General features: G+C 56.8%; 19 protein-coding genes. 10 read left to right on the top strand and 9 right to left on the bottom strand.

What is annotated here, in order from left to right; genetic code table 11:
* Positions 1-92 precede the first annotated feature (92 nt).
* From HMPREF2614_RS05045 to hrpA, 3 genes are all read left to right on the top strand, one after another.
* Positions 93-1,595, top strand: coding sequence for a DUF1846 domain-containing protein (locus HMPREF2614_RS05045; RefSeq protein WP_070560360.1), 1,503 nt, complete (start codon positions 93-95; stop codon positions 1,593-1,595).
* 61 nt (positions 1,596-1,656) lie between these two features.
* A complete protein-coding gene (locus HMPREF2614_RS05050; protein ID WP_038628784.1) occupies positions 1,657-2,589 on the top strand; it encodes an oxygen-dependent tRNA uridine(34) hydroxylase TrhO in 933 nt (310 codons plus the stop codon).
* 93 nt (positions 2,590-2,682) lie between these two features.
* On the top strand, positions 2,683-6,738 hold the full coding sequence (hrpA, locus tag HMPREF2614_RS05055) for an ATP-dependent RNA helicase HrpA (RefSeq protein WP_038628782.1): 4,056 nt from the start codon (positions 2,683-2,685) through the stop codon (positions 6,736-6,738).
* Here the strand turns inward: hrpA and nrdR are convergent.
* The gene (nrdR, locus tag HMPREF2614_RS05060) at positions 6,735-7,217 is read right to left on the bottom strand and encodes a transcriptional regulator NrdR (RefSeq protein ID WP_038628780.1); all 483 of its coding nucleotides are present in this window, start codon (positions 7,215-7,217) and stop codon (positions 6,735-6,737) included. The two genes, hrpA and nrdR, sit on opposite strands and share 4 nt — an antisense overlap.
* An 865-nt stretch (positions 7,218-8,082) precedes the next feature.
* Between nrdR and lexA the strand changes: the two genes are divergently transcribed.
* The 5 genes from lexA to HMPREF2614_RS05085 all read left to right on the top strand — a co-directional run bounded on the left by lexA (position 8,083) and on the right by HMPREF2614_RS05085 (position 13,233).
* Positions 8,083-8,784: a transcriptional repressor LexA gene (lexA, locus tag HMPREF2614_RS05065; RefSeq protein WP_038628778.1), complete on the top strand. Its 702-nt coding sequence runs from the start codon at positions 8,083-8,085 to the stop codon at positions 8,782-8,784.
* A gap of 93 nt (positions 8,785-8,877) precedes the next feature.
* Positions 8,878-9,657 (top strand): DeoR/GlpR family DNA-binding transcription regulator, encoded by a 780-nt coding sequence (locus HMPREF2614_RS05070; protein ID WP_016422628.1) that lies wholly within the window; start codon positions 8,878-8,880, stop codon positions 9,655-9,657.
* On the top strand, positions 9,654-10,625 hold the full coding sequence (locus HMPREF2614_RS05075; RefSeq protein WP_038628776.1) for a 1-phosphofructokinase family hexose kinase: 972 nt from the start codon (positions 9,654-9,656) through the stop codon (positions 10,623-10,625). Before HMPREF2614_RS05070 ends, HMPREF2614_RS05075 begins: the two co-directional genes overlap by 4 nt.
* Before the next feature lie 35 nt (positions 10,626-10,660).
* Positions 10,661-12,820, top strand: a complete 2,160-nt coding sequence (locus tag HMPREF2614_RS05080; protein ID WP_052155605.1) for a PTS fructose transporter subunit IIABC — start codon at positions 10,661-10,663, stop codon at positions 12,818-12,820.
* 140 nt (positions 12,821-12,960) lie between these two features.
* Entirely contained in the window at positions 12,961-13,233 is a 273-nt protein-coding gene (locus HMPREF2614_RS05085; RefSeq protein WP_038628774.1) for an HPr family phosphocarrier protein, read from the top strand.
* Positions 13,234-13,324: 91 nt separating this feature from the next.
* Here HMPREF2614_RS05085 and HMPREF2614_RS05090 read toward each other — a convergent pair whose 3' ends face one another.
* The 5 genes from HMPREF2614_RS05090 to HMPREF2614_RS05105 form a co-directional block, all read right to left on the bottom strand.
* A complete protein-coding gene (locus HMPREF2614_RS05090; protein ID WP_083300199.1) occupies positions 13,325-14,668 on the bottom strand; it encodes a uracil-xanthine permease family protein in 1,344 nt (447 codons plus the stop codon).
* Between the two features lie 36 nt (positions 14,669-14,704).
* On the bottom strand, positions 14,705-16,258 hold the full coding sequence (hflX, locus tag HMPREF2614_RS05095; RefSeq protein ID WP_224786652.1) for a GTPase HflX: 1,554 nt from the start codon (positions 16,256-16,258) through the stop codon (positions 14,705-14,707).
* 75 nt (positions 16,259-16,333) lie between these two features.
* Positions 16,334-16,651: a hypothetical protein gene (locus HMPREF2614_RS11040; RefSeq protein WP_141737497.1), complete on the bottom strand. Its 318-nt coding sequence runs from the start codon at positions 16,649-16,651 to the stop codon at positions 16,334-16,336.
* Between the two features lie 102 nt (positions 16,652-16,753).
* Positions 16,754-18,739: a ferrous iron transport protein B gene (feoB, locus tag HMPREF2614_RS05100; RefSeq protein ID WP_038628772.1), complete on the bottom strand. Its 1,986-nt coding sequence runs from the start codon at positions 18,737-18,739 to the stop codon at positions 16,754-16,756.
* A 44-nt stretch (positions 18,740-18,783) separates the two neighbouring features.
* Entirely contained in the window at positions 18,784-19,041 is a 258-nt protein-coding gene (locus HMPREF2614_RS05105; protein ID WP_052155604.1) for a FeoA family protein, read from the bottom strand.
* Positions 19,042-19,321: 280 nt separating this feature from the next.
* Here HMPREF2614_RS05105 and HMPREF2614_RS05110 point away from each other — a divergent pair, with 280 nt between their 5' ends.
* Positions 19,322-20,101 (top strand): hypothetical protein, encoded by a 780-nt coding sequence (locus HMPREF2614_RS05110; RefSeq protein ID WP_038628770.1) that lies wholly within the window; start codon positions 19,322-19,324, stop codon positions 20,099-20,101.
* Positions 20,102-20,161: 60 nt separating this feature from the next.
* Here the strand turns inward: HMPREF2614_RS05110 and dapF are convergent, their stop codons facing one another.
* Genes dapF through HMPREF2614_RS05125 form a run of 3 tightly spaced genes read right to left on the bottom strand, consistent with a single transcriptional unit; the run spans position 20,162 to position 22,791 of the window.
* A complete protein-coding gene (gene dapF, locus HMPREF2614_RS05115) occupies positions 20,162-21,085 on the bottom strand; it encodes a diaminopimelate epimerase (protein ID WP_038628768.1) in 924 nt (307 codons plus the stop codon).
* A gap of 31 nt (positions 21,086-21,116) precedes the next feature.
* The gene (miaA, locus tag HMPREF2614_RS05120) at positions 21,117-22,043 is read right to left on the bottom strand and encodes a tRNA (adenosine(37)-N6)-dimethylallyltransferase MiaA (protein ID WP_081914046.1); all 927 of its coding nucleotides are present in this window, start codon (positions 22,041-22,043) and stop codon (positions 21,117-21,119) included.
* Between the two features lie 43 nt (positions 22,044-22,086).
* On the bottom strand, positions 22,087-22,791 hold the full coding sequence (locus tag HMPREF2614_RS05125) for a class III extradiol ring-cleavage dioxygenase family protein (protein WP_038628766.1): 705 nt from the start codon (positions 22,789-22,791) through the stop codon (positions 22,087-22,089).
* A gap of 161 nt (positions 22,792-22,952) precedes the next feature.
* On the opposite strand from HMPREF2614_RS05125, the gene HMPREF2614_RS05130 reads away from it, so the two are divergent.
* Positions 22,953-24,317 (top strand): DUF349 domain-containing protein, encoded by a 1,365-nt coding sequence (locus HMPREF2614_RS05130; protein WP_038628764.1) that lies wholly within the window; start codon positions 22,953-22,955, stop codon positions 24,315-24,317.
* Positions 24,318-24,403 lie beyond the last annotated feature (86 nt).

The following is a 24,403-nucleotide window of genomic DNA, read 5'->3' on the forward strand; positions in this document are numbered from 1 at the left end:
GACATTCGCAAGGCGGTATCACTACCATGGGCACAGTAGAATTTCGCAATATTTAGCGCGCTCCCCGCAGACACAACTTCAGAAAGGGCACCATGGGTCAGGCTGTCGGTTTTAACCGCGAGAAGTACATCGAAATGCAATCCGCTCATATTAAGAAGCGGCGCGCAGACATCGCAGGTGAAGGCGGCAAGCTCTACCTCGAAATGGGCGGCAAGCTATTTGATGATATGCATGCCTCGCGTGTTCTCCCAGGCTTCACACCTGACAATAAAATCGCTATGCTCGATCGCCTCAAGGACGATCTGGAAATCATGGTGTGCATCAATGCCAAGGATTTGGAGCGCCACAAGGTCCGCGCTGACCTCGACATCACTTACGAAGACGATGTGCTGCGTCTCGTCGATGTTTTTCGTGAACGCGGGTTTGTTGTCGGCAGCGTCGTCGTCACACAGCTTTCCGACGACAACACCCTGGCAAAGAACTTCATTGAGCGCCTGCAGCGACTCGGATTGAGCGTAATCCGCCATCGCAATATCGAGGGCTACCCAACAAACACCGAGAAAATTGTCAGTGAAGCCGGCTTCGGACTGAATGAATGGGCGCAAACGACGCGGGACTTGGTCGTTGTCACAGCGCCGGGCCCGGGCTCCGGAAAGCTGGCGACCTGTCTATCGCAGATTTACCACGACCACAAACACGGGATTCGTTCCGGTTACGCAAAGTTTGAGACCTTCCCTATCTGGAACCTGGCGCTCGAACACCCGGTAAATCTGGCCTACGAGGCGGCAACGGCTGATCTCGATGACATCAATCTCATCGACCCTTTTCATTTGGCCGCCTATGACACCAAGGTCACCAGCTATAACCGCGATGTCGAGGTCTTCCCACTGCTGCGCACCCTGCTGGAGAAGCTCGCGGGCGAGTCGCCGTACAAGTCACCGACCGACATGGGCGTCAATATGGCCGGTTACTGTATCGACGATGACGAAGTGTGCCGAGAGGCATCCAACCAAGAAATCGTTCGCCGTTACTACAAGGCTCTTGTCGACGAACACAAGAACAGCGCAGACGACGAAGTTTCGCAGCGCATTGCCATGATTATGAGCAAGGCCAACGTGTCGACAGCTGCCCGCCGAGTCGTCGCACCAGCACTTGAAGTTGAGAAATCTACCGGGGCGCCGGGCAGTGCAATCGAATTGCACGATGGCACAATCATCACGGGCAAGACCTCTGAGCTGCTCGGATGCTCAGCAGCAATGCTGCTCAACGCTCTCAAGAAGCTCGCCAATATCGACCCGGACTTACACTTGCTCTCCCCTGCTGCTATCGAGCCAATTCAAACGCTTAAGACGCATCACCTGGGCAGCCGCAACCCCCGCTTGCATACCGACGAGGTCCTTATCGCCCTTTCCGTGTCGGCGGCCACCAGCGACGACGCCCGCGCAGCCCTCGCCGAGCTGAAGAACCTTCGAAACTGCGATGTCCACACCACCACTATTCTCGGCAGCGTGGACGAAACAATTTTCCGCAACCTCAGTGTCCTAGTTACTTCCGAGCCCAAGTACCAGAAAAAGGCACTCTATCAGAAGCACTAAACCAGACCACCAGCTCACGTCGAAAATAGGATAACTGGGAGAGCAGACTAGAATAGTCCCCGTGAGCATCAGCAAGATTCTTCTGTACTACCAGTTCGCCCCGCTGTCCGATCCGCGTGCCATTATGCTGTGGCAGCGCGATCTTTGCGAATCGTTAGGGCTTAAAGGTCGCATTCTGGTGTCCGAGCACGGCATCAACGGCACCGTCGGAGGTGATCTCGATGCCTGTAAGAAGTACATCAAGAAAACCAAGCAGTACCCCGCTTTTCACTCCATGCAGTTCAAGTGGAGCGAAGGCGGCGCTGATGACTTTCCGAAACTCTCCGTCAAGGTTCGCGACGAAATCGTCGCTTTCGGTGCTCCGGGCGAGCTTAAAGTCGATACCGAAGGTGTCATTGGCGGCGGCACACATTTGAAGCCAGAAGAGGTCAATAAACTGGTCGAAGAACGCGGCGACGATGTCATCTTCTTCGATGGCCGCAACGCAATGGAAGCCGAGATTGGCAAGTTTAAAAACGCCGTCGTCCCGGACGTAAAGACCACGCACGACTTCATCGACGAACTGGAATCCGGCAAGTACGACTGGATGAAGGACAAGCCGATTATTTCCTACTGCACCGGCGGCATCCGCTGCGAGATCCTCTCCGCGCTTATGAAGAACCGCGGGTTCGAAGAGGTCTACCAAATCGACGGCGGTATTGTCCGCTACGGCGAAAAGTTTGGCAATAAGGGGCTGTGGGAAGGCTCTCTCTATGTCTTCGACAAGCGCATGCATATGGAGTTTGGCGATGGCATCGAAGATGAGGACTACGTACAGCTCGGACACTGCGTCCACTGCGGCAAGCCCACAAACACCTTCCAAAACTGCATCAACGAAGACACCTGCCGTCGACAGGTGCTTATCTGCGATGACTGCTGGGAGGATACCGAGACACAGCACTGTGGGCGCGAGGACTGCAAGGAAGTTGCCGAAGAGCTAGCAGCCGCAAAGTAGGACGCTTCCTGCTGCCATCGGACCATCTTGAGCGTCTCCAATCAGCACAGATGTGGGTTGTCTACCAAGACACGGCTAATCTAGTAGGCAACCATGACTACTCCTAGCCGTTCTGATAAACCAGCTCCACGTGTCCAGTCGGGAAACCACCACTCCCGCCATCGCAATTCCGCCAGGCCGCAGCGCTCTGACAAGCCTGCTAAGGACACGCGTAAAAAGGAGCTCTACCAGCTCGCTGATCAATTACCTATTCGGGAGGCCCAGTCCTTCCGACGTCGGCTAAAGCGAGCATCCGCGCCGAAGGCGCTGTCTGCAATCTCTGCAGACCTCGACTTTGCGCTGGAGCGGTTAGAAGATCGTCGTAATGCGATTCCTCGCATCACCTACCCGGCGCAGTTGCCGGTGTCCGCCCGCCGCGACGATATTGCAGAGGCGATTGAGAACAATCAGGTCGTCATTATTGCTGGTGAGACTGGCTCTGGTAAAACTACCCAAATCCCGAAGATATGCCTAGAACTGGGACGCGGGGTGCGGGGCAAGATTGGCCATACGCAGCCACGTCGTATTGCGGCGCGTTCGGTGGCGGAGCGAATTGCCCATGAGCTGGGCGAGAAGATTGGACAGCACGTCGGTTATGCGGTGCGTTTTGATGACCGCGTGGGCAAGGATACCTGCATTAAACTGATGACCGACGGTATCCTGCTGGCCGAAATTGGCCGCGACCGACTGTTGCGTGAGTACGACACCATCATCATCGATGAGGCGCACGAACGCAGCCTCAACATCGACTTCCTGCTGGGATATTTAAAGCATATTCTGCCGCAGCGCCCAGATCTGAAGATCATTATCACTTCGGCGACGATTGATCCGGAACGGTTCGCCCGTCATTTCGCGCCTGACGACGAGCACACTGCGCCCATCATCGAGGTGTCAGGGCGCACCTACCCGGTGGAAATCCGCTATCGCCCTCTGGTGCGGACTGTTGTTGCGAAAAATGGGCAAGAAAAGGAAGTCGCCATCGAGCAGATCGATGGTGTTATCGCTGCGTGCGAGGAGCTCATGCGGCTTGGCGACGGCGATATCCTGGTGTTCTTTTCGGGTGAGCGCGAGATCCGAGAAGCAGCCGAAGCCATCGAGGGCAGGCGCTGGAAGGGTGTAGAAGCCGTTCCACTGTTCGGTCGGCTATCTAATGCAGAGCAGCACCGAATCTTCACCCCGCACTCCGGGCGCCGCATTGTGCTGGCGACCAATATCGCGGAGACGTCGCTGACGGTGCCGGGTATTGAGTACGTCGTCGATACTGGTACCGCACGCATTTCCCGGTACTCCACCCGCACGAAGGTGCAGCGCCTGCCAGTCGAGGACATCAGCCAGGCATCCGCGAATCAGCGCTCTGGACGCTGTGGTCGTGTAGCTGATGGCGTGGCGATTCGTCTCTACAGCGAGGAGGAATTTCTCTCTCGCCCCGAGTTTACGGATCCGGAGATTCTGCGCACCAATCTCGCTTCGGTTGTACTGCAAATGATTTCGTTGCGGCTTGGCGCGATTGAGGCCTTCCCCTTTGTCCAGCCACCAGAGCACAAGGCAGTGCGCGATGGCATTAACCTGCTCACAGAGCTTCAGGCTATTACCACCACGTCGGCGTCTGGGAGAGGCCGTGAATCTGACTCCGGCGCCAGTGCCGACGCCCCCGAGCTGACGGACATCGGCCGACAGATTGCCCGTATACCTGTCGACCCGCGCCTTGCCCGCATGCTGGTCGAAGGGTACGAAAACACCACTCTTGGGGCTGTGACCGTCATTGTCGCCGCGTTGTCTTTGCAGGATGTTCGCGAACGTCCGCTGGAGTTCCAAGCTCAGGCAGATCAGCTACATGCCCGTTTTAAGGACACCACCAGCGACTTCAACTCCCTGCTGAAGCTCTGGGAATACCTGGAGGAAAAGCGCCGCGAGCTTAGCGGTAACCAGTTCCGCAAGATGTGCAAACGCGAGTACCTCCACTATCTGCGCGTTCGCGAGTGGCAGGACTTGGTGCGTCAGCTCCACCAGGCAACGGCTGAGCTGGGCTGGAGTCTTTCGGCCCGCAGCTTAACCAGCGGTGTCGACGATCCCGACGAGGTGGCAAAGTCGCTGTTACCGGGTCTGTTATCGATGATTGGTACGCGCGAGGGCGAGGGCAAGGAATTTACTGGCACCCGAAACACGAAGTTCCTCATTCACCCCTCGTCCGCGCTGGCGAAGAAGCCACCCCGCTGGGTGATGGCTGCGGAGATCGTCGAGACTTCTCGAACTTTCGCTCGAAACGTTGGCACCATTCAGCCTCAATGGGTCGAAAAGGTGGCTCCTCACCTGCTGAAACATCAGTACTCGGAACCGCACTGGTCGGCTAAACGCGGTGCGGCTATGGCTTACCAGAAGTCGACGCTCTACGGCGTGCCCGTAGTCGTTGACCGACTGGTGCCTTATCACCGTGTTGATGCGGATGCCGCACGCTCTATGTTCATCCGCTGCGCACTTGTCGACGGCGAGTGGAACACTCATCATGAGTTCTTCAAGAACAACCAAGACAAGCTGGCCGAAGCTGCGAAGATCGAGGAAAAGCAGCGGTCCCGCGGGATTGTCGTCGACGACGATGTTCTTTACGCGTTCTACGACTCCAAGTTGCCTGCTTCCATTACCACTGCAGCCAATTTTGACCGCTGGTGGAAAAAGACCAAACCCAAGCAGCCGAATCTCCTCGATTTCGATCCGAACAAGCTGCTCAATCCGGATGCCGGCGATATCGATGACAATGCCTTCCCCGAAATGTGGCAGCAGGGCTCCGTCGATTTCTCGCTGTCCTATAAGTTCGAACCGGGAGCTCCTGATGACGGCGTAACCCTTCGCGTCCCGGTTCCTCTCCTGGCGGGTCTGCGTGAAGATGGCTTCGACTGGCAGGTTCCCGGTCTGCGCGCCGAGCTCGCAGAAGCCTATATTCGCACTCTCCCGAAGGCTCTGCGTAAGTCAGTTGTCCCCGCGCCGGATTTCGCACGCCGCGCGCTGGAGACAATGACGCCGTATTCAGGGCGCTTCGTTGATGTTTTCGCCGATGCTTTACGACGGCTCGGAGGCTCCGGCATCAATGGAGCCGATTTTGACCCGTCCAAGCTGCCAGCGCACCTGCGCTTTAACTATGCGGTTATCGACCGACACGGCAATATTGTCGATCAGAGCCGTGATCTCGCCCCCTTGCGCGCTAAGCACGCGGCAACTGTCTCGACTGCCGTTTCGAAGCGTGCAAAGTCTGCAGCCCACGAAGCCGTGAAAAAATGGACTTCGGACAATCTCGGCACTGTGGCAGAGACAGTCAAAAGTACTGTCGACGGTCAATCGGTCACCATGTATCCGACGCTTGTGACCACTAAGGATGGCGTGGCCGTCGAAGTCAAACCAACTAAGGCCCAGGCCGAGGCCACATTGGCAACTACCAACCTGACTATGTTGTTGCGCGAATGCCCCGTCAACGCTGCACAAATGACTAAGGGACTTCCACTTCAGCAACGCGTTGGTGTGGATGCGTGGCCGCATGGCGGCGCAGATGGACTCGTCGAAGACTGCCGCGTCGCAGTAATCCGCGATTGCATGATAGCTGCTGGTGGCCCGGTACGATCCCCCGAAGAATTCAACAAGCTACTTGAACAGGTTCGCTCCGGTGTCGCCTCGGAGGTACGCCAGTTGGTTGTCGGCATTGCTCAGGCCATGCCGGCCTATGTCTCGGTGACTAATCAGCTGGATAAGTGGGAAGGCGATGCTATTGACGATATGCGTCGCCAGCTGGAGTTCATGTTCCCCAAGGGAGCGGTGGCCAAGCACGGATGGCAGCACCTGCGTCATTTGCCACGCTATCTACAAGCGATGGAGATTCGCCTTGAGGAAATGAACCGCGATCCCGGCCGTGATGCGGACCGTGAAGATGAGGTTACTGAGGCTCGTGAATATTTAGCTGCGAAACTCGAGCGGCTGCCCAAGGGGCGAGCGCATTCTGCGGAAGTTCGGGATATTCAGTGGCTTATCGAAGAGCTACGCGTCAGCCTCTTTGCCCAGCGTTTGGGAACAGCCCACAGTGTTTCCCTGACCCGAATAAAAAAACGTGTGGATAAGCTGCGCTAAGGCATCTCCGCTTCCTTGCCATGCGCCTGTGGTTTCTTTCCTTTGCGCATGCTGGAGATTTCCTGGATGAAGTCATCCGCCGAAGAAAATGACTTGTAGACGGAAGCGAACCGGAGGTAACCCACCTCATCCAATTCTTTCAATGGTTCAAGGATGGCGAGACCGATATCATTTGAGTCCACCCGAGGCGTGCCTTTCTCGCGGAGGCTCTCCTCCACTTTTTGTGCAAGCTTCTTCAGCTGAGACTCTGATACTTCACGCCCCTGGCACGCACGTCGAACACCCTGGATAACCTTTTCACGGTTGAACTCCTCAGGGATTCCATCCCGTTTAACAACCATCAGCTGCGAGCGTTCAATCGTAGAAAAACGTTTACCGCAATTCAGGCATTCTCTCCGGCGACGAATCCCCATACCGTTATCTATTAACCGTGAGTCCAAGACTCGTGTCTGATCATGGTGACAAAACTGGCAATACACAGCCTCCAGTCTACGTCCAACCCCAACGCCGGAAACCGGAATGATTATTGCGCGGAGTAGGAAGCGTACGTAGACGTAAAGGTGCTTTCGACTGTCTCACTTTCCCCTTGTTCAAAGACCACGCTGCCGAAAACTCCGAAGAAAACACCAAGCCCTAGAGCCCATACCGCCATCAAACGAGTCAGGTTAGTGCCTGAGGATACATCACTACGATTGGACTGCTGCGCCCTGCTAACAGGTAGAGACGGGCGCCCGTAGTTGACCGAGACATGACTAGGCCGCGACCTGTCCCTCCGCATTCGCGCCGATGAAGCCCCATCGCGATTGCGCTGTGCAATACGTGCACGCTGACCGGGCCGAACGATGTGCTGCGTGCAAGACGCACTACGTTCACCCCACACCAACGGGGCTTTCCGTGTCGTCCGAGCAGAGGGCTCGGAAACTTGAGAAAAGTCAATATCAGATGCGCTGCTAACACCTAGTGCGGTTGAAACCGTAGACATCATGTTTTCTCCCTTTCCAACGTTGACTCTCCCACCGTTGCCGGCCTGGAGAGAATAAGAGTTGTACGACCGTTTCCCGACGCTCTGGAGACTATGTCCAAGGGCGGATGCAGAGAATCCGTCTAGACCTTTTCATCAAACGACTGTTCGAGTAACTTGTCATGTTCGATTTATAACACCATGTTCGAACGTTGTCTACTGCTATCCGGTTTTATTTTCGATTTTCGGAACCGCCACGGCCTCCGAGCACGGATTACGCAGACTTTTTCCAAAGAATCCAAGGACGTGCGGTGTTCGATGCTCGACGATTCGAACAGTTTTGAGCTATCATTCATTCGAAAGAGTTTGAGAAGGGATGTTCCATGGCTCAAAAGAAGAAAGCGAACCCTAAAACACTCACCGATCGGCAGCGTCGCATTCTTGATGTCATTTCGGATGCCGTCGTACTTCGCGGATACCCACCGAGCATTCGAGAAATTGGAGATGCCGTGGGCTTGAATTCCACCTCGTCGGTGGCATACCAACTCAAGGAGTTGGAAAAGAAGGGCTTTCTCCGCCGCGACCCACACAAACCCCGTGCGGTAAACGTAAGGGATTCGAAATCCTCAGCTGGCACTTTCACTCCGGTAAAGCCTGGGCCAAAGGCCACTGGCAGCACCCAAACTCCCGAGATACCAGAGGACATGCCAGAGCCAATCTTCGTTCCTATCGTTGGACAGATTGCGGCTGGCAACCCCATTTTGGCGGAACAGCATGTGGAAAGTCATATGGCACTTCCGATGGAGATTACGGGCTCTGGTCAGCTGTACCTACTCAAGGTCGTGGGTGATTCCATGGTTGACGCAGGCATTCTCGACGGAGACTGGGTGGTAGTCCGTTCCCAAGACGTGGTCGAACAGGGCGACTTTGTTGCAGCCCTGTTTGAAGATGAAGCAACAGTCAAGGAATGGCACGAAGACGCTGCTGGCAAGTGGCTAATGCCCCATAATCGCGCATTTGACCCGCTCCCCGCAGAGCACGCCAAGATCCTCGGCAAGATTGTCAGCGTCCTACGCAGTCTCTAATTTCCCACATTTTCGTTGCCCGAAACAGACACAAACGGGCATACTGGAAACAGGTAGTAAAGCTGAGAATTCTTAACAGCTAAGGAGCGGGGAATGTACGCAGAGGAACGCCGCCGGAAGATTGCGTCTTTGACAGCAGTCGAAGGGCGCGTGACGGTCGCTGATCTTGCGGAAGCTTTCGATGTCACAGCAGAGACGATTCGCCGTGACCTAGCTCAGTTGGATGCAGAGGGCGCAGTTCACCGTGTACACGGTGGCGCTGTAGCTACTCGTTCTTTTCAGACTGTTGAGTTTTCAGTTGCCGCTCGAAAGAACGCGCAGAAAGACGCGAAGCTCTCTATTGCCCGCTGTGCTGCCGATTTTCTACCTGACTCTGGTGGTGGAATTTTTCTCGATGCCGGAACTACCACCGAGGCTCTTGCAGAGCTGATGGTCCACTCCCCTGATAACCGCCGTTGGTCGGTTGTCACAAACTCTCTTCCCAACGCCATCACACTCGCAGGATCGAACCGCATTGAGCTTCAACTCCTTGGCGGCCAAGTCCGCGTCATTACTCAGGCGGTTGCTGGCGATACCGCACTCCGTACTCTTGCGGTTATGCGTGCCGATGTCGCTTTCATTGGTTCTAATGCCTTGACAATTGACCACGGTCTTTCTACTGCTGATCCGCAGGAAGCAGCGGTAAAGCGCGCGATGATCACGAATGCGCGCAAGGTCATCGTTATGGCGGACTCGACGAAACTCGGCCGTGACTTCCTTGTCAGTTTTGCGGCATTGGAAGATATCGACGTCGTGATTACAGATTCCTCTGCCCCGGAGCAATTCGTGAACGATCTCAGGGAGCAAGGTGTCGAGGTCGTGGTTGCTTCATGATCCTGACCTTGACTGTAAATCCGTCAATCGATCGACTTGCTCGCCTCGATACGGAGCTCAAGCGAGGTGGAGTGTTCCGCCTACCAATGGCTGAGGACATGGCTGGCGGCAAGGGAATTAATGTGTCCAAGGCGTTGCACTACGCGGGAGAAAAGACGCTCGCGCTCTACCCGGCATCAGACTCCGGAAAATTCACACGTCTGTTGGAAGTCTCTGGCATCCCCCACGAAGCCATCAACACGACTAACGAAGCCCGCGTTAATCTCACACTCGCAGAGCCAGATGGGACGACCACCAAGCTCAATTCCCCTGGCATGACATTGACAAAAGCGCACCGTAGACGTGTCCTGGAGAAGCTTATCCACCATGCTAAACGCGCCACGTGGGTAGTTTTCGCAGGTTCACTGCCCCCTGGCGTCCCCCGGGATTTTTACGTTCAATGCACCGAAGCGGTGTATTCGGTCAACCCGAATATTCGTGTTGCTATGGACACTAGCGACGGCCCACTGACTGAGGTCGTTCGCGCATTTCCGAAGGTGCGGCCTTTTTTGATGAAGCCAAACGCCTACGAACTTGGCCAAATCATTGATCAGGACGGCGAAGAACTTGAGGCCGCTGCAGCCGAAGGGAACTATCTTCCCGTAGCGCAAGCTGCTCGTGCACTGAACGAACTTGGTGTTTCCGAAGTCCTTGCCACTCTCGGCGAGGCAGGGGCGGTACTTTCAGTGAAGTCAGGCGGTTGTTTCGCTGCTACCTCACCCTCGATAGTCGCTCAGTCCACGGTCGGTGCTGGAGACTGTGCTTTGGCCGGCTACGTTATGTCCCGCGAACGCGGTGATAGTCACCAAGATTCACTAACCACCGCCGTGGCTTATGGGGCGGCGGCAACCAGTCTTCCCGGTACGACCATCCCCTATCCAGAACAGGTTCGCCCCGAGGCTGGCCGGTTATGGCAGCTCGACGCTTAGCTTTTCGATGCCTAGATAAGGAACATTAGAAAACCATGTCTTCTTCGGCAGATTCTTCCGCTATTGCATCAGACCTGGCCGATGAGTCGACAGTGTACCTTGACCTAGATGTCGGTCCACAAAAGGAGAAGATCCTTAACTACCTCATCGCTAAAGCCGTAGAGACCGGCCGCGCCACCGACAGCAACGGCATCGTCGCGGCAGCCCTCAAACGCGAAGAGAAGGCCCCGACAGGTCTGCCGGGCGGAATAGCCATCCCCCACTGCCGCCATGAGGACTGGTCGACGCCGACCCTGATGTTTGTCCGCTTAACAAGCGCTACGGAATTCACCACACCAGATGGGCCGGCGGACCTGCTTTTTTTCATTGGTGTCCCAGCCAGCAACAGCGATGTCCACGTCGATATTCTGGCTGCACTCGCAAAAGCACTTCGCGATAAGGGGTTTCGAGCAGCTCTTCGCGGTGCTGAAAGCGATGAAGAGGCCGCCCGGATTATTAGCGAGCACATCACCAAGGCGCCTCGTCGGAAAGCGAAAAAACCTCCGGCGAAGACCAATATTGTCGCCATTACGGCCTGCCCCACGGGCATCGCTCACACTTATTTGGCAGCCGAAGCGCTTACTGGCGCGGCAGAAAGCATGGCTGATGTCACGCTAACTGTAGAGACTCAGGGCTCGGCAGGAACCCAGGAAGCCCCCGCAGAAGCAATTGACCGGGCCGACGTGCTAGTAATCGCAGCCGATATTGGAGTTACGGGGCTTAAGCGCTTCAGCGATAAACCACAGGTCAAAGTGCCAATTCGTAAGGCAGTCAATGAGCCCACTGCGGTTATTGAACAAGCGAAGGCGGTAGCAGAACAATCACGTGTTCGCGCCTACGACCGAAAGGCGCCGCAACCTAAGAATGACCACGACAAAGAGGCCGCTTCGCAAACCGGTAATGCAGGTGCAGGCCCTACATCTGAGAGGGTACGAGCAACTACGAAGGTGGGGGCGCGTAAATCGTCGTTAAGCGGCGATAAAGCCTTCGGACACTGGGTTCGTGACGCCATTATGACCGGTGTCAGCTATATGGTGCCGTTCGTAGCCGCTTCGGGGTTGTTGATTGCGCTGGGATTCCTCGTCGGCGGTCATCAGGTTGGTCTAGTAGCTGACGCCGTGACTAGGGATTTGCGGCTGCCGGAGGTTATCGGACTCGATGCTCCGATTACTGTGCCGACAGAAAATCTCGGCACCGTGCTAGTTGACCGTAGTGGGCTGTGGCTGTATCTCGGCTCGACGCTTTTTGCAATCGGTAACCACGGCATGCAGGTCATTGTGGCTGTAATGAGTGCTTATATCGCCTTTGGCATGGCTGGCAGAGCCGGTATTGCACCCGGCTTCATTGGCGGTGCCATCGCGGTCACGGTTGGCGCCGGCTTCCTTGGGGGCCTGGTGACAGGCATTCTGGCGGGACTAGTTGTAGCCCTACTGTTGAGGATGAAGGTCCCGGACTGGCTGCGACCGCTGATGCCGGTTGTCGTGATTCCTATGCTCGGGGCTATGGCCGTTGGGCTCACCATGTACCTGCTTCTCGGGATGCCGCTGGCATGGCTGATGACGGCCCTGCAGCAGTGGCTGCAATCACTGGATACGACAGCGGCGTTCCTGTTCGGTGGTCTTCTCGGCGCAATGATGTGCGTAGATATGGGCGGAATGATCAACAAGGCTGCTTATCTTTTTGCCGTCGCAAACATCGCCTCGGAAGATCCAGCATCATGGAAGATTATGGCCGCTGTGATGGCGGCGGGCATGGTACCTCCGTTGGCGACATCGCTGGCAGTTGTACTCCGACCAAAGCTGTTCAGTTCAGCTGAGCGTCAAAACGGCAAAGCGGGCTGGGTGCTCGGTGCGGCCTTCATTTCAGAGGGAGTGATTCCCTTCGCCGCCGCAGATCCGCTGCGAGTGATTCCGTCGATTGTGATTGGCGGTGCCGTCACCGGTGGCACTTCAATGGTTTTAGGAGCCGCCACACGCGTTCCACACGGAGGTATTTTCGTGCTGTTTGCAATCGACAATCCTGTCGCATGGCTTGCTGCAATCGTCTTGGGCAGCATAGTGGCAGCAATTCTCGTTGTGGCAGCTAAAAGCCTGTGTCCGCGGCAAGTCAGTACCGATAATCAAAACCTAGAAGCAGACATTTCAGCGGACGCCTAAATTCTTTCGCTAAACCCAGCTGCGTCCGCAGAAGCATTCCTGCAAACTTCACCAAACATGCCCCATCCCAACCTGCCAAGCGATTAAGCTCTGAACAGGTGTCGAGGAAATCGAGAAGCAGAAAGGCAAGGTGCCGCCCCATGGCTACGCAACACGTCCACGTCGGCTCCAAGGTGGGTATTCACGCCCGCCCCGCGTCGGTAATCGCTGAGCGTGCCTCCCGATTTCAGGAAGAAATACTGATCGAACTCATTGATTCACCCGAACCCGACAACGAACCGGCTGATGCTTCCTCAACGTTGATGCTGATGGCACTCGGCGCAGGATATGGCGATGAAGTCACAATCACCAGTACAAACGCGGTTGCGGTGGAGCAGATTGCACAGCTGATCGCCCAAGATTTGAGCGATTAAAAGCAATATGCTTAACGACGGAACATCGTGGCAACGGTCACGGGGTTCCATCGTAAAGCATTCGTACAAGATCCTGCTCTGGACGGGTGGCCTACGAGCGGTTCTCGCCGATGCGGTTATAGAGCCAGTTTAAAATTGGATAGCCGATAATAATGCCGACCGAACCCCAAGCAATGCCCTCCAGCGTCAGCGAACCGATGTCGAGGGTGAGGTTGCCGATACCCGCAATCAGCGCGGTGGCGGCAGCGGTGAGATTGACCGGGTTGTTGAAGTCGACCTTTTCGTCCATCCAGATGCGCACACCGAGCAGACCAATCAGGCCGTAGAGCACCATCGTTGCCCCACCGAGCACGCCGGTAGGAATGGTCAAAATGAGTGCGCCGAACTTTGGAATGAAAGCCAGTGCAATGGCCGTGAAAGCTGCCACCCAGTAAGCGGCAGTCGAATAGACACGGGTAGCGGCCATAACCCCGATATTCTCAGCGTAGGTAGTGGTACCAGAACCACCAGCTGAACCGGCGATGGTGGTGGCTAGACCGTCTGCAATAAGAGCATCGCCAGCGATGTCATCGAGGTTTCGGCCGGTCATGGCAGCAACAGCCTTGACGTGACCGACATTCTCGGCGATGAGCACTACGATGACGGGCAGACCAATCAGCATCGCATTGAAGTGGAACTCCGGCGCGTGGAATGCGGGCAGACCAATCCAGGCGGCATTGCCGACGGTTTCTGTAGCCTCGGGCGAGAGATTTCCGGTGGCAGCGGCGAAGACCCAGCCGATTAGTACGCCGATGAGAACACCCAGACGGCTGACCATACCGCGGCCAGCGACGGTTGCAAAGACAATGGATACCATCGTGACAAATGCGACCAACGGCTGAGTGGCGAAGTTCTCCGTGGCAGCAGGCGCCAGGTTAAGTCCGATGAGAGCGACGATCCTTCCTGTTACTGCAGGTGGCATCACTGCATCGAGGACACGCTTGCCGGCGAACTTTACTACGAAGCCAACGAGCATGAGCGCGATGCCGGCGCAGAGCACGACACCGAGCTGAACACTAATGCCCTGCGCCTGTGTCGCGGTCAGTGGCGCGATGAAGGCAAACGACGAGCCCAGGTAAGAGGGCAAGCGATTTCGGGTTATCAGCAGGAAGACAATCGTGCCGATACCCGAGAACAGCAGTGTGGTGTTGACTGGAAAGCCGGTCAACAGCGGCACCAGAAGAGTTGCACCGAACATGGCAATGACGTGCTGTGCGCCAATGCCAATCGTGCGAGGCCAATCGAGGCGTTCGTTGGGAGCCACCACGGCTCCCGGTGCAATCTTTCGACCGTCACCGTGAATATCCCAACCGAAAAGACGGCCACGTTCGGCATTTTCAGCAGGCGGATTTGCGGAGGTTCCCTGTTGGGTCTCCGCGTCAGAAGTAGAATTCATGGTTGTAATGCTAGTGGATGCCCACCGCAGTTCCCGCTACGGTTCGATGTGGTATGCCGACAGTTCATCCGCGAGGCTAGTGGGCAAACGCACGTCCATCTGGGTGCCTTGCTCCGTCCATGTTTCCGACAGCACGGTCGCATCTTCGTGGAGCATGGAGACAATATTGCCCTTGTCATAGGGGATCAACATGTGAACGTGAGACTCCAGCTCATTGAGAGCAAGCTCGAGTCGGGTCTCCAGTTCACCAATCCCCTCACCCGTTCGCGCAGAGACAAAGACCGCATCATCGAGCTGGTGGCGTAGCTGGGCCAGAGTGATGCCATCGGCCTTGTCAACCTTGTTGACTACCAACAGTTCGGGCGGAATCTCGGCGTTTTCTTCCTCCGCGATTTCGTTGATGACTTTGTTGACAGCCTTAATCTGCTCCAGCGGGAATGGGTCAGAGGAGTCTACGACGTGCATGATGACGTCGGCTTCGAGTACCTCTTCCAAGGTCGAGCGAAAAGCTTCAATGAGCTGCGTCGGCAAGTGACGCACAAATCCGACCGTATCGGTCATAATCACCGTGCGACCGTCGCGAAGCTTGGTGCGACGAGTCGTCGGATCTAGCGTTGCAAACAGCGCGTCCTCCACCAGCACACCAGCGCCTGTCAGTGCGTTGAGCAACGAAGACTTCCCCGCGTTGGTGTAGCCGACAATTGCCACGCGCGGCAGGTGACCAGCCTTACGACGTGCGCGCTTAATCTCACGCGCAGTTTTCATACCAGCCAATTCCTTGCGAATCCGCGCCATATCTTGGCGTAGTCGCTGACGATCGGTTTCGATCTTAGTTTCACCTGGACCACGCAGACCCACGCCGCCGTTGGAGCCCGCGCGACCACCAGCCTGACGCGACAGGTTGCCACCCCAACCGCGCAGACGCGTGTAGAGGTACTGCATCTGTGCCAGCGAAACCTGCGCCTTGCCCTCCTTGGACTTCGCGTGCTGAGCGAAGATGTCCAGAATCAGCATGGTGCGGTCAATAACCTTGGCGTCAAGCCGGTCCTCCAGCGCCACCAATTGGCCAGGAGACAGCTCACCGTCGCAAATAACTGTATCTGCGCCGGTAGAGGCGACAATATCGCGAAGCTCGTTAAGCTTGCCGGATCCCACGTAAGTACCAGGGTCTGGCTTATCGCGGCGCTGCAGCACCATCTCTAGAACTTCCGAACCTGCAGTCTCCGCCAGCGCAGCGAGCTCCTCCATCGCCACTTCGGCTTCCTGTAGGGTCCCGGATGTCCAGACACCGAGCAGCACAACGCGTTCCAGTCGGAGCTGACGGTACTCGACCATCACCTCTTCAGACTCAGTATGCGCTACTGACCTGGTCAGCCGGCGCAGAGAGGATCGCGCCTCCAGATCCAAGTCACCGACGGTAGGTTCCCTTTGCGTGCCGACGTTCGTCGCGAACGCATCCCCGGAGGCACTATCGGCGTTTTTGTCAGCATCATTAGCGTCGATGAAAAAATCGTCCATCTCGTGCGAGGTGCTGGCTTGCTGCGACATTGCGTCGCTGACCTCATCAAAGTTGTTGGAAAAATTCGTCATACTAGCTGCTATTGTCGCATGACAAGCCAAATTCTCCGCATTGTGCGCGGAGAATACCGAGCCGAAGCTCAAGACTTAGGCTGCAGAAGGTGGCCTGCGAGTCAGAACCAGTGCGACCGGACCACTATTAGAACTACCGCCAGCACACGTACCACTGTCGGACATTCCGCAGTTGGAGCAGCCTCCGCCTGGGCACATGCCGCCGAGGGATTCCCTTCGCAGTTGTCCGGTGTATTCCATTCGGTCAAGGATGAGGTCTACCGTTGTTCGCTGCAGGCCGGTGATTTCGCAGATTTTGCGTCGGGAGCTAATACCCTGCGCAATTGCATCTTGGACAGCTTCTGAAGGCCGACGAGTGACCGTCGTATTCTTCTTGGCTCTAAAGAGTCCCACGGCGATAGCTCCTTTCCGTATCGGGATTCTTGTTGGACCTGATTTCTAGTTCGCAAGTGTGACTTAGTAGCTTGGCCGAAGCTACTAGGAATCTACGAGGCTTTACAGGAACAGTTTCAACCCTTGAAAAACAATCACGGCCAGTGCCCATGCTACGACCAGCTGCGCTAGCAAACCGAAGCCCGTCCACTTCCAGCCGATCTCGCGACGTTGTGCCGCGAGCGTAGCCACGCATGGTGTGTAAGCCAGCAGGAAGATCATGTATGCCCAGACTGCTGCCAATCCGTGTCCATCGGATGCATTGTCAAAATCGCGTCGAATATTGTCCGCGAGTGGACTGGAGGCCTGTTCGGTCGAATCCGAGTCGGTGACGTCCTCTACTGCATAGGTCTGTGCCCAGGTAGAAATGACGGCTTCCTTGGCCACAAAGCCCGTCACCAACGGACCTGTCAGGGACCATGTGCCGAAACCTGCCGGGTTAAACACAGGAGCAATAGTTGCGCTGACTGCACCGTATGCGGAGTCCTGCGGTGCCAGATCTTCATCGGCAAAGGAGTGCCCGGAGACAACCGGGATAGACATCAGTAGCCAAACGACGATGACAGTGCTGACGATGATTCCACTAGCGGTCTGCAGGAAGCCCTTCAGGCGCATCCACATCACAGATAGTGCCAGTCGTGCGGTCGGTAACTGATAGGTTGGCAGATCAATGACCAGCGGTTCCGACGGCATGGTGCGCCACAAGGTATTACGCAGTGCAAGGCCGGTCAGAACGATCAACAGAATCGAGATCACGTACATAGCGAAGACAACTGTGCCCGCGTGTTCCGGGAAGAACACCGCACCCAACATGACATAAACGGTTAGGCGCGCCGAGCAGGAGGTAAACGGAACCAGTAGTGCCGTCAATATGCGGTGGCGCGGATTACTCAGCACACGTGTCGCCGAAATCGCTGGCACGTTACAACCAAAGCCGACGATGAGCGGAATAAATGCCTTCCCCGGAAGACCAATTGCTCGCATGACACGATCGGCCACCACGGCTGCACGCGCCATATACCCTGAATCCTCGAGCACCGCAAGGCACAGGAACATGAGTGCCATCAGAGGAACGAAGGTCAGCACCATGCCGACACCGCCGATGATGCCGTTCACAAGCAGCCCCGTGACAATCGGATGGTCCCATCCCATTGCTTCCAATCCACGGGTAACCAGATCTGCGAAATTACCGGTAATAAGGGTTTCCAAACCGTCCTGCAACGGTGCTGCAACCGTCGTCGTGATCTGGAAGACTGTCCACATAACTGCCAGGAACACAATCGGTCCGAGCACCGGATGGAGAACCACGTTATCAATACGGTCGGAGAAAGTCTGGCGATCTTCTACCCCGCCCGTAGATGCCGCAACCGCCGCATCAATCGCGGCAAAGCGTGCGTCGTCCAGGCGTTCAATCGATTCACCATCGGCCTGGCGAATCGGTGACGACACCGAACTGCATCCGTCCAGAGCCGCTGCTACCGCGTCGGCCAATCGTGCCATTCCCGCTTTACGACGGGGATCCAGCGCCACCACTGGCATCCCCATAGCTGACTGCAATGCGTTCGGATTCACATCGATGCCCTTGGCCTTGGCCACATCGAGTTTGGTCAGCGCCAGAACGATGCGCTGAGGCTGCTCCGCCAATTCCGCGGCCATGTAGAGGCCACGCCCCAGTGCCGTGGCATCGACAACAACGACGACGAGATCCGGGCGTTCTTCTTCCGGTTTCTCGATGAGCATCTCGCGAGTGAGCTCTTCGTCCGGGCTCATGGCATCCAACGAGTAGGCGCCCGGGAAGTCGATGACATCGTACTCAGCGGCATCGGTCTTCCACGCGCCACGGCTGACCTCCACGGTCGTACCAGGCCAATTGCCCATCTGCGCTTTCGCGCCAGTCAAACTATTGAACAGTGTTGACTTACCGGAGTTCGGTGCGCCTACGACTGCGACAACAGGTGCACCATCCTTTGCTGGTGCTCCGCCGCTGCATGCATGGCAGCTGGGCGTGGATGCGAATTTTCGCGTTGAGGAATCCGTAGGTGTTGTCATTGTTAACTTTCAGGAGGGAGGTGAGAAAAAGAGTTGTAGGGGACCTAACCCACGACGGACATCTTGTGCAGCGTACTGGCGTCGATGGCGTAGCGCGTTGCGCCTGCATGGACGATTCGCCCACCGCCGCTGGTGCTCCGTCCCACCGTGACACTCATTCCAGGACGAAGCCCCAATTGCGAAAGCCTGCGACACAGGCGCTCATCCACATGCGACACCCCCAGAGTGACGGTTTCCCCCACCGGGACGTCGGCAAGCGACTGAATGTCATCCGACTGTTTTCGCGACCGTAATCCGAGCATGAGAAACCTCGCCTATATAGATAAGAATTAAGCTAAGCAAATGATGTTTACAGGGACGAGCCTACTCTTAGGTATGCCTAAATGGAATAAACCGGGCGCACCTAAGGAAAGTTATTTATGCCACACTTAACATTTGCTTATTTAGCGTGGCAGAATTGTTAGTCCCATCCGAATAGTTGCCGCGGTGTGAAGGAATGGTTTTAGGTACCCCAGAGCACAATGTGCTCACGTGCGATTCGTTAGTTCGCAGATGAAGATATGGGAAGTATCATCGAAAAGTATGACTACTGACTTGCGAAGCATTGGCATGGACTACCCCAGCTGGCGAGACGCGATGGAAGCCGCGATTGCCAGTGAAAATCTGTCGGTCATCGGCGAGGTCCGCGGTGGCCAGCTGGTCCGTTTCGAAGATTCCTCTGGTGCGCGTTTGCACATCCTTGGTGTTGAACCATATTCTACCTACGCCGGCTTCGCGGGCAGCCCGACCGTCACCGCCCATGTATCCAGCGTGGACGACGTCTTGGCACTCGTGGAAATCGTCGAGGATGATCCCTCCTCTGATGACTTTGACAAGGTCATCGAGGTAGCCAGCTGCCTGCTGTCACAGGGGCCAATGATTGTTGATGCCGGAACTCAGACTTTTGAGCATGTCGCGCTGTCAGCTCTGGCAACCGATTTCACCCTCGACGCATCCGCTGAGGAGTACGAAAAGCGCACTGGGGCGACCCCGACATCATTGGACTTCGAAGGTGCTAAGGCGATTGTCGGAGATCAGGTCGGCAAGGCATCGCCTAGCGCAACCGTGAAACTGGCTGGTGTTATCAATAACTCCCGCAAGCATGTCAATGAGCTAACCGGAAAGAAGTTCTGGGTGCTCAACCTTGCTCTGCCGACTCCCATGGACGTACTTGTCCCCGGCGGCGACGAAGCTCCCCAGCCGGGCATGGTCGTCTCCGGCACCTTCTTGCTGACGGGTGAAATTATCCCGCCGCAGGGCTGTGGCGGCGGTTGTGGCGATGGTGGCTGCGGCTGTGGCGATAGTGGCTGCGGCGGACACTAGTCCGCTAACTCCCCACTGCTTCCGCTACCCTGCTAGTTCTCCTGCTGCACTAGCTACCAGTCACAGGGCTTCCAGTTCAATATCGCCGAGAGTGTGAATCACGCTCGGTCCAGTTAACGTTGCTGAGAAGGCCCCATCAGTATTGCTGGCCTTGCGTACATCCACAGTCACCGCTCCACCGGGCACCTTGACTGTCACAGCTCCCTCGGTCCGGCCGGCATCGGCCAGCGCGGCAATAGCTGCCGCAACCGTGCCGGTGCCACACGAGCGGGTTTCACCAACTCCGCGTTCAATTACTCGCATGGACACCGAATCAGAGGCATCCAGCGGGGTGACAATTTCCACGTTGAGGCCGTTCGGGAACATGGCTTCGTCGGCACGCACTGGCTTCGCAGCACTACCCGCCGCTTCCAATTCTAGCTCCGCCAGAGCGGCGGCATTCAGACCAGGAATGACACAGGCCAAATGCGGATTTCCCACGTCGACACCAATCCCGGCGAATTTCTGCGCGTTGTTGCCCGAACCGATGAACGCAGTAGCGAGGCCGAGGACCTCCGGCTGCCCCATGTCCACCCCGACAACCGCATGCCGACCGCTGAGCTCATCAATCGAGACAGCGCGCAGTCCTGCTCGAGTGCCCACCCGCAATGTTCCGTCGACGACACTGTCCGGGCTGTGAATCGCGGCAATATAGTGTGCAAAGACACGCACGCCATTACCGCACATCTCAGCAATAGAACCGTCACTATTGCGGTAGTCCATAAACCAATCGTCGGCTTCAACCCCCTCCGGCAATGCCGTCAAAACACCGGCATCCACGAGTTTCCCCGCACGGGCAACCCGCAGGACGCCGTCAGCGCCAAGACCACGTTGTCGATCGCACACTGCTGCGACCAATGATTCGGTCAATTCGATCGACACCAAATCATCTGGAAAAATCAAAAAATCGTTTTGCGTACCGTGACCTTTGGCAAATGAAACCATGCCCTCGATGCTAGCGGGACAGCCGAACCGGCTAAAGCCCAAGCGCAGAAAAAGCCTGTCCCGGCACGTCGCCGGCAGCGTCTAGCCACGTGATTCGATGATCACGGTTGAACCAAGAGCGCTGACGCCGCACATACCTGCGCGTACCAGTAATCGTGCGTTCACAAGCCGTATCCAGGTCGTAAACCCCATCGAAGTAGTCCAGCACCTGTGCATAGCCGATCGCGCGACTAGCGGTCACACCTTCGCGCAACCCTTGCGCCATCAAACTCTCAGTTTCCTCCACCAGACCAGCGGCAAACATGCCCCGCGTGCGCTGTTCAATCCGCGGATTTAGCCATTCCGCCTGCGTGCGCAATCCCAATATGCGGGTGTTCCACCGCGGCGGATTATCAATTGACGGTTTCGACGCTGCAAACGGCTTGCCTGTCAGCTCGATAACCTCTAAAGCTCGGACGGTGCGTCGCGGGTCGTTGGTCTCAATAATCGCCGCCGCATCCGGATCAATCTCTGCCAGCCGATCATGTAACGCCGCCGGACCGATCTCGTCCTGCACTGCCTCCCATTTCGCACGTACCTCAGGGTCCGTAGGCGGGAACTGCCAGTCGTCCACCAACGCCTGCACATACATCATCGACCCGCCGACAAGGATCGGGACTTTCCCCCGCGCGCGAATGGCCTCAACATCCGCGACCGCCTCACACTGATACGTCGCCACACTCGCCGGCTGCGTCACGTTCAGAACATCGAGTTGGTGGTGCGGAATCCCCCGCCGCTGATCTACCGACAGCTTTGCTGTTCCGATATCCATTCCTCGATACAGCTGCATCGAATCAACATTGACGACCTCACCGCCAAGCTGCTCCGCAAGTACCAGCCCCAAATCCGACTTTCCCGATGCCGTTGGCCCCACCACAGCAATCGGCACCGGCAAGCTCTCACTCTCGAAAGCCGTCACGACCCAGTTCACACTCCTGCACAAAAACTAAAAACGCGAGCTCTTACTCCGCAACACACTGCCAGCTGGCCACGTGGTAACCGATGCCATAAGGCGCTCCGTCATAGTAAGAACGCTTTACGACGGTCATTCCAGACCCCATCCAGCTTTCAGCAGCTTTACTCAGCTGCTGCCATAACTCGGCTGCGTACGCGCCGGGAGCTGGAAACACAATATTTTCCACGTTAACGGTGGAGCAGTCCTGCCCAGCAATCAGACTGCACAGCGCATCAACCTCCGCTGCACCCTCAATTACGCCGACCGGGGAATCGTCTGCAAGGCCGAATGCGCCGTCGACAAGCACAAGCAGACGCGTGTGACCGGCAGCGAGTGCCTCGTCGATAGACTCGAAGCACGTTGCCTGAATGACGCGGCCAGTGTGTCCTTCAGAATTCCGTCGCGCGTAGTCTTCGATAAGCCAGCGCCCCAGCAGCTCAGGTAATTCGGTTCCGCCGGACACCGTGACATCAACCCCATACGGGGAGAAACTGCCGGGTGTGCTGTTCTGATGCGGGGACTTCGCCTGCATTCTGCCAGTGATAATGGCGACCGCGCCGGGCTCCCCGGGTTCGTCATCTGTCCACAGCGTCGCAACAGTTTCACGGGTTTGACGGCGCAATTTCGTGGCGATAGCTGCAAAACCACCCAGCTCCTCGACGATGAGGAGCGCACGCGGAACGATAACAAGCCGAGGCAAACGCGAATTCACGTCCTCAACGCTACCGTGAGGGGCTAGTCGATGCCTTATTCCGGCGGTGTTACGCGCGCTGTGCCAAAATTTTTGGGATACTCGAGCACATACCGTAAGTGTTTGATGGCAGCCGTGTCGCGCGGCAGTTCTGCATGAAGATTGGAAGAGGTTTACCCACTATGACCGGTACCAGCAATTCCCCTAAGCCAGGTCCACGCCCGGGTCCACGTCCCGGACCTCGACCAGGCGCAATGCCGGCTCATCGTAAGGCCCCTGGAACCACTCAAGCGCTTGCGGGGTCGGCCGCTGTGACACATGCCGTCCACAATGATCCAAAGAAGTTTGGCCTCATTGACGAAGACGGCACTGTTTGGTTGGTCACCAACGCCGGAAAGCGCAATATTGGTTCCTGGCAGGCCGGCACCGTAGAAGAGGGTTATGCCCACTACGGCAAGCGCTACGAGGATCTGGCCACCGAGGTCGAGTTACTGGAATCTCGTGTAGTCTCCCACCCGCAGGAGGCAAAGACCATTTCCCACAACGCAGTTGAACTGCGTGAGAGCCTTTCCACCGCCGCAGTCCTCGGCGATATCGATGCGCTGGATAAGCGCCTTGCAGAGGTCATTGCCACCTCCCACGTCGCAGAGGAAAAAGTCGCTCACGACAAGGCAGAGCGCCGTAAGAACGCCATCGCACGTAAGGAAGAGCTCGCCGCAGAGGCCGAGGAGCTCGCAGAGAACTCCACCGAGTGGAAAGTCGCCGGCGACCGTATCCGCGAGATTCTCACGGAGTGGAAGCAGATTCGCGGCATCGACCGCAAAACTGATGATCAACTCTGGCGCCGTTACTCCCGCGCGCGTGATTCTTTCAACCGCCGCCGCGGTGCCCATTTTGCGGAACTGGACCGCAACCGTGCGGCTGCTCGCCGCGTTAAGGAGGACATCATTGAGCGAGCTGAGGCCCTGAAGACCTCCACTGATTGGGGTGGCACCGCTGCTGCCTTCCGCGACCTGATGGCTGAGTGGAAGGCCGCTGGTCGAGCGCCACGCGAGGTCGATGACAAGCTGTGGGCGCATTTCAAGGCCGCTCAGGATGAGTTCTTTGGTGCTCGCAACGCGGTCAACGAAGCTCGAGACAAGGAGTTCGAGGAAAACGCTGCGGCCAAGGACGCACTGCTGGCTGAATATGAAGACCGCATTGATCCGTCCAAGGGCCTCGATCACGCTCGCAACGAACTGCGTCAGTTGCAAGAGAAATGGGAGGCCATCGGCTTTGTGCCGCGTGGTCGTGTGCGTGAGTATGAAAACCGCATTGGTGCACTGGAAAAGCGCGTCTCCGATGCGGCTGATTCGCAGTGGCGCCGCACCGACCCCGAAGCACAGGCTCGCGTCCAGCAGTTCGCCGACCGCGCAGCGGAGTTTGAGCAGAAGGCCGCCGAACTCGAGGCGAAGGGCAAGGCTTCTCAGGCCGCCAAGGCTCGGGAGCAGGCCGAACAGTGGCGACAGTGGGCAGAGCAGGCCGCGGCGACTCTCAAGGAGCTCTAACAGAAGCTTGGCTCAGCTATGCTCTGGCAACGCGTGGATGATTAAAAGAAAGGGGCTCTCTTCCGTGAACTAGCCCCCGAAAGTTG

Origin of the sequence: Corynebacterium sp. HMSC074C11 (assembly GCF_001809455.1) — a bacterium.
Classification (GTDB): domain Bacteria; phylum Actinomycetota; class Actinomycetes; order Mycobacteriales; family Mycobacteriaceae; genus Corynebacterium; species Corynebacterium amycolatum.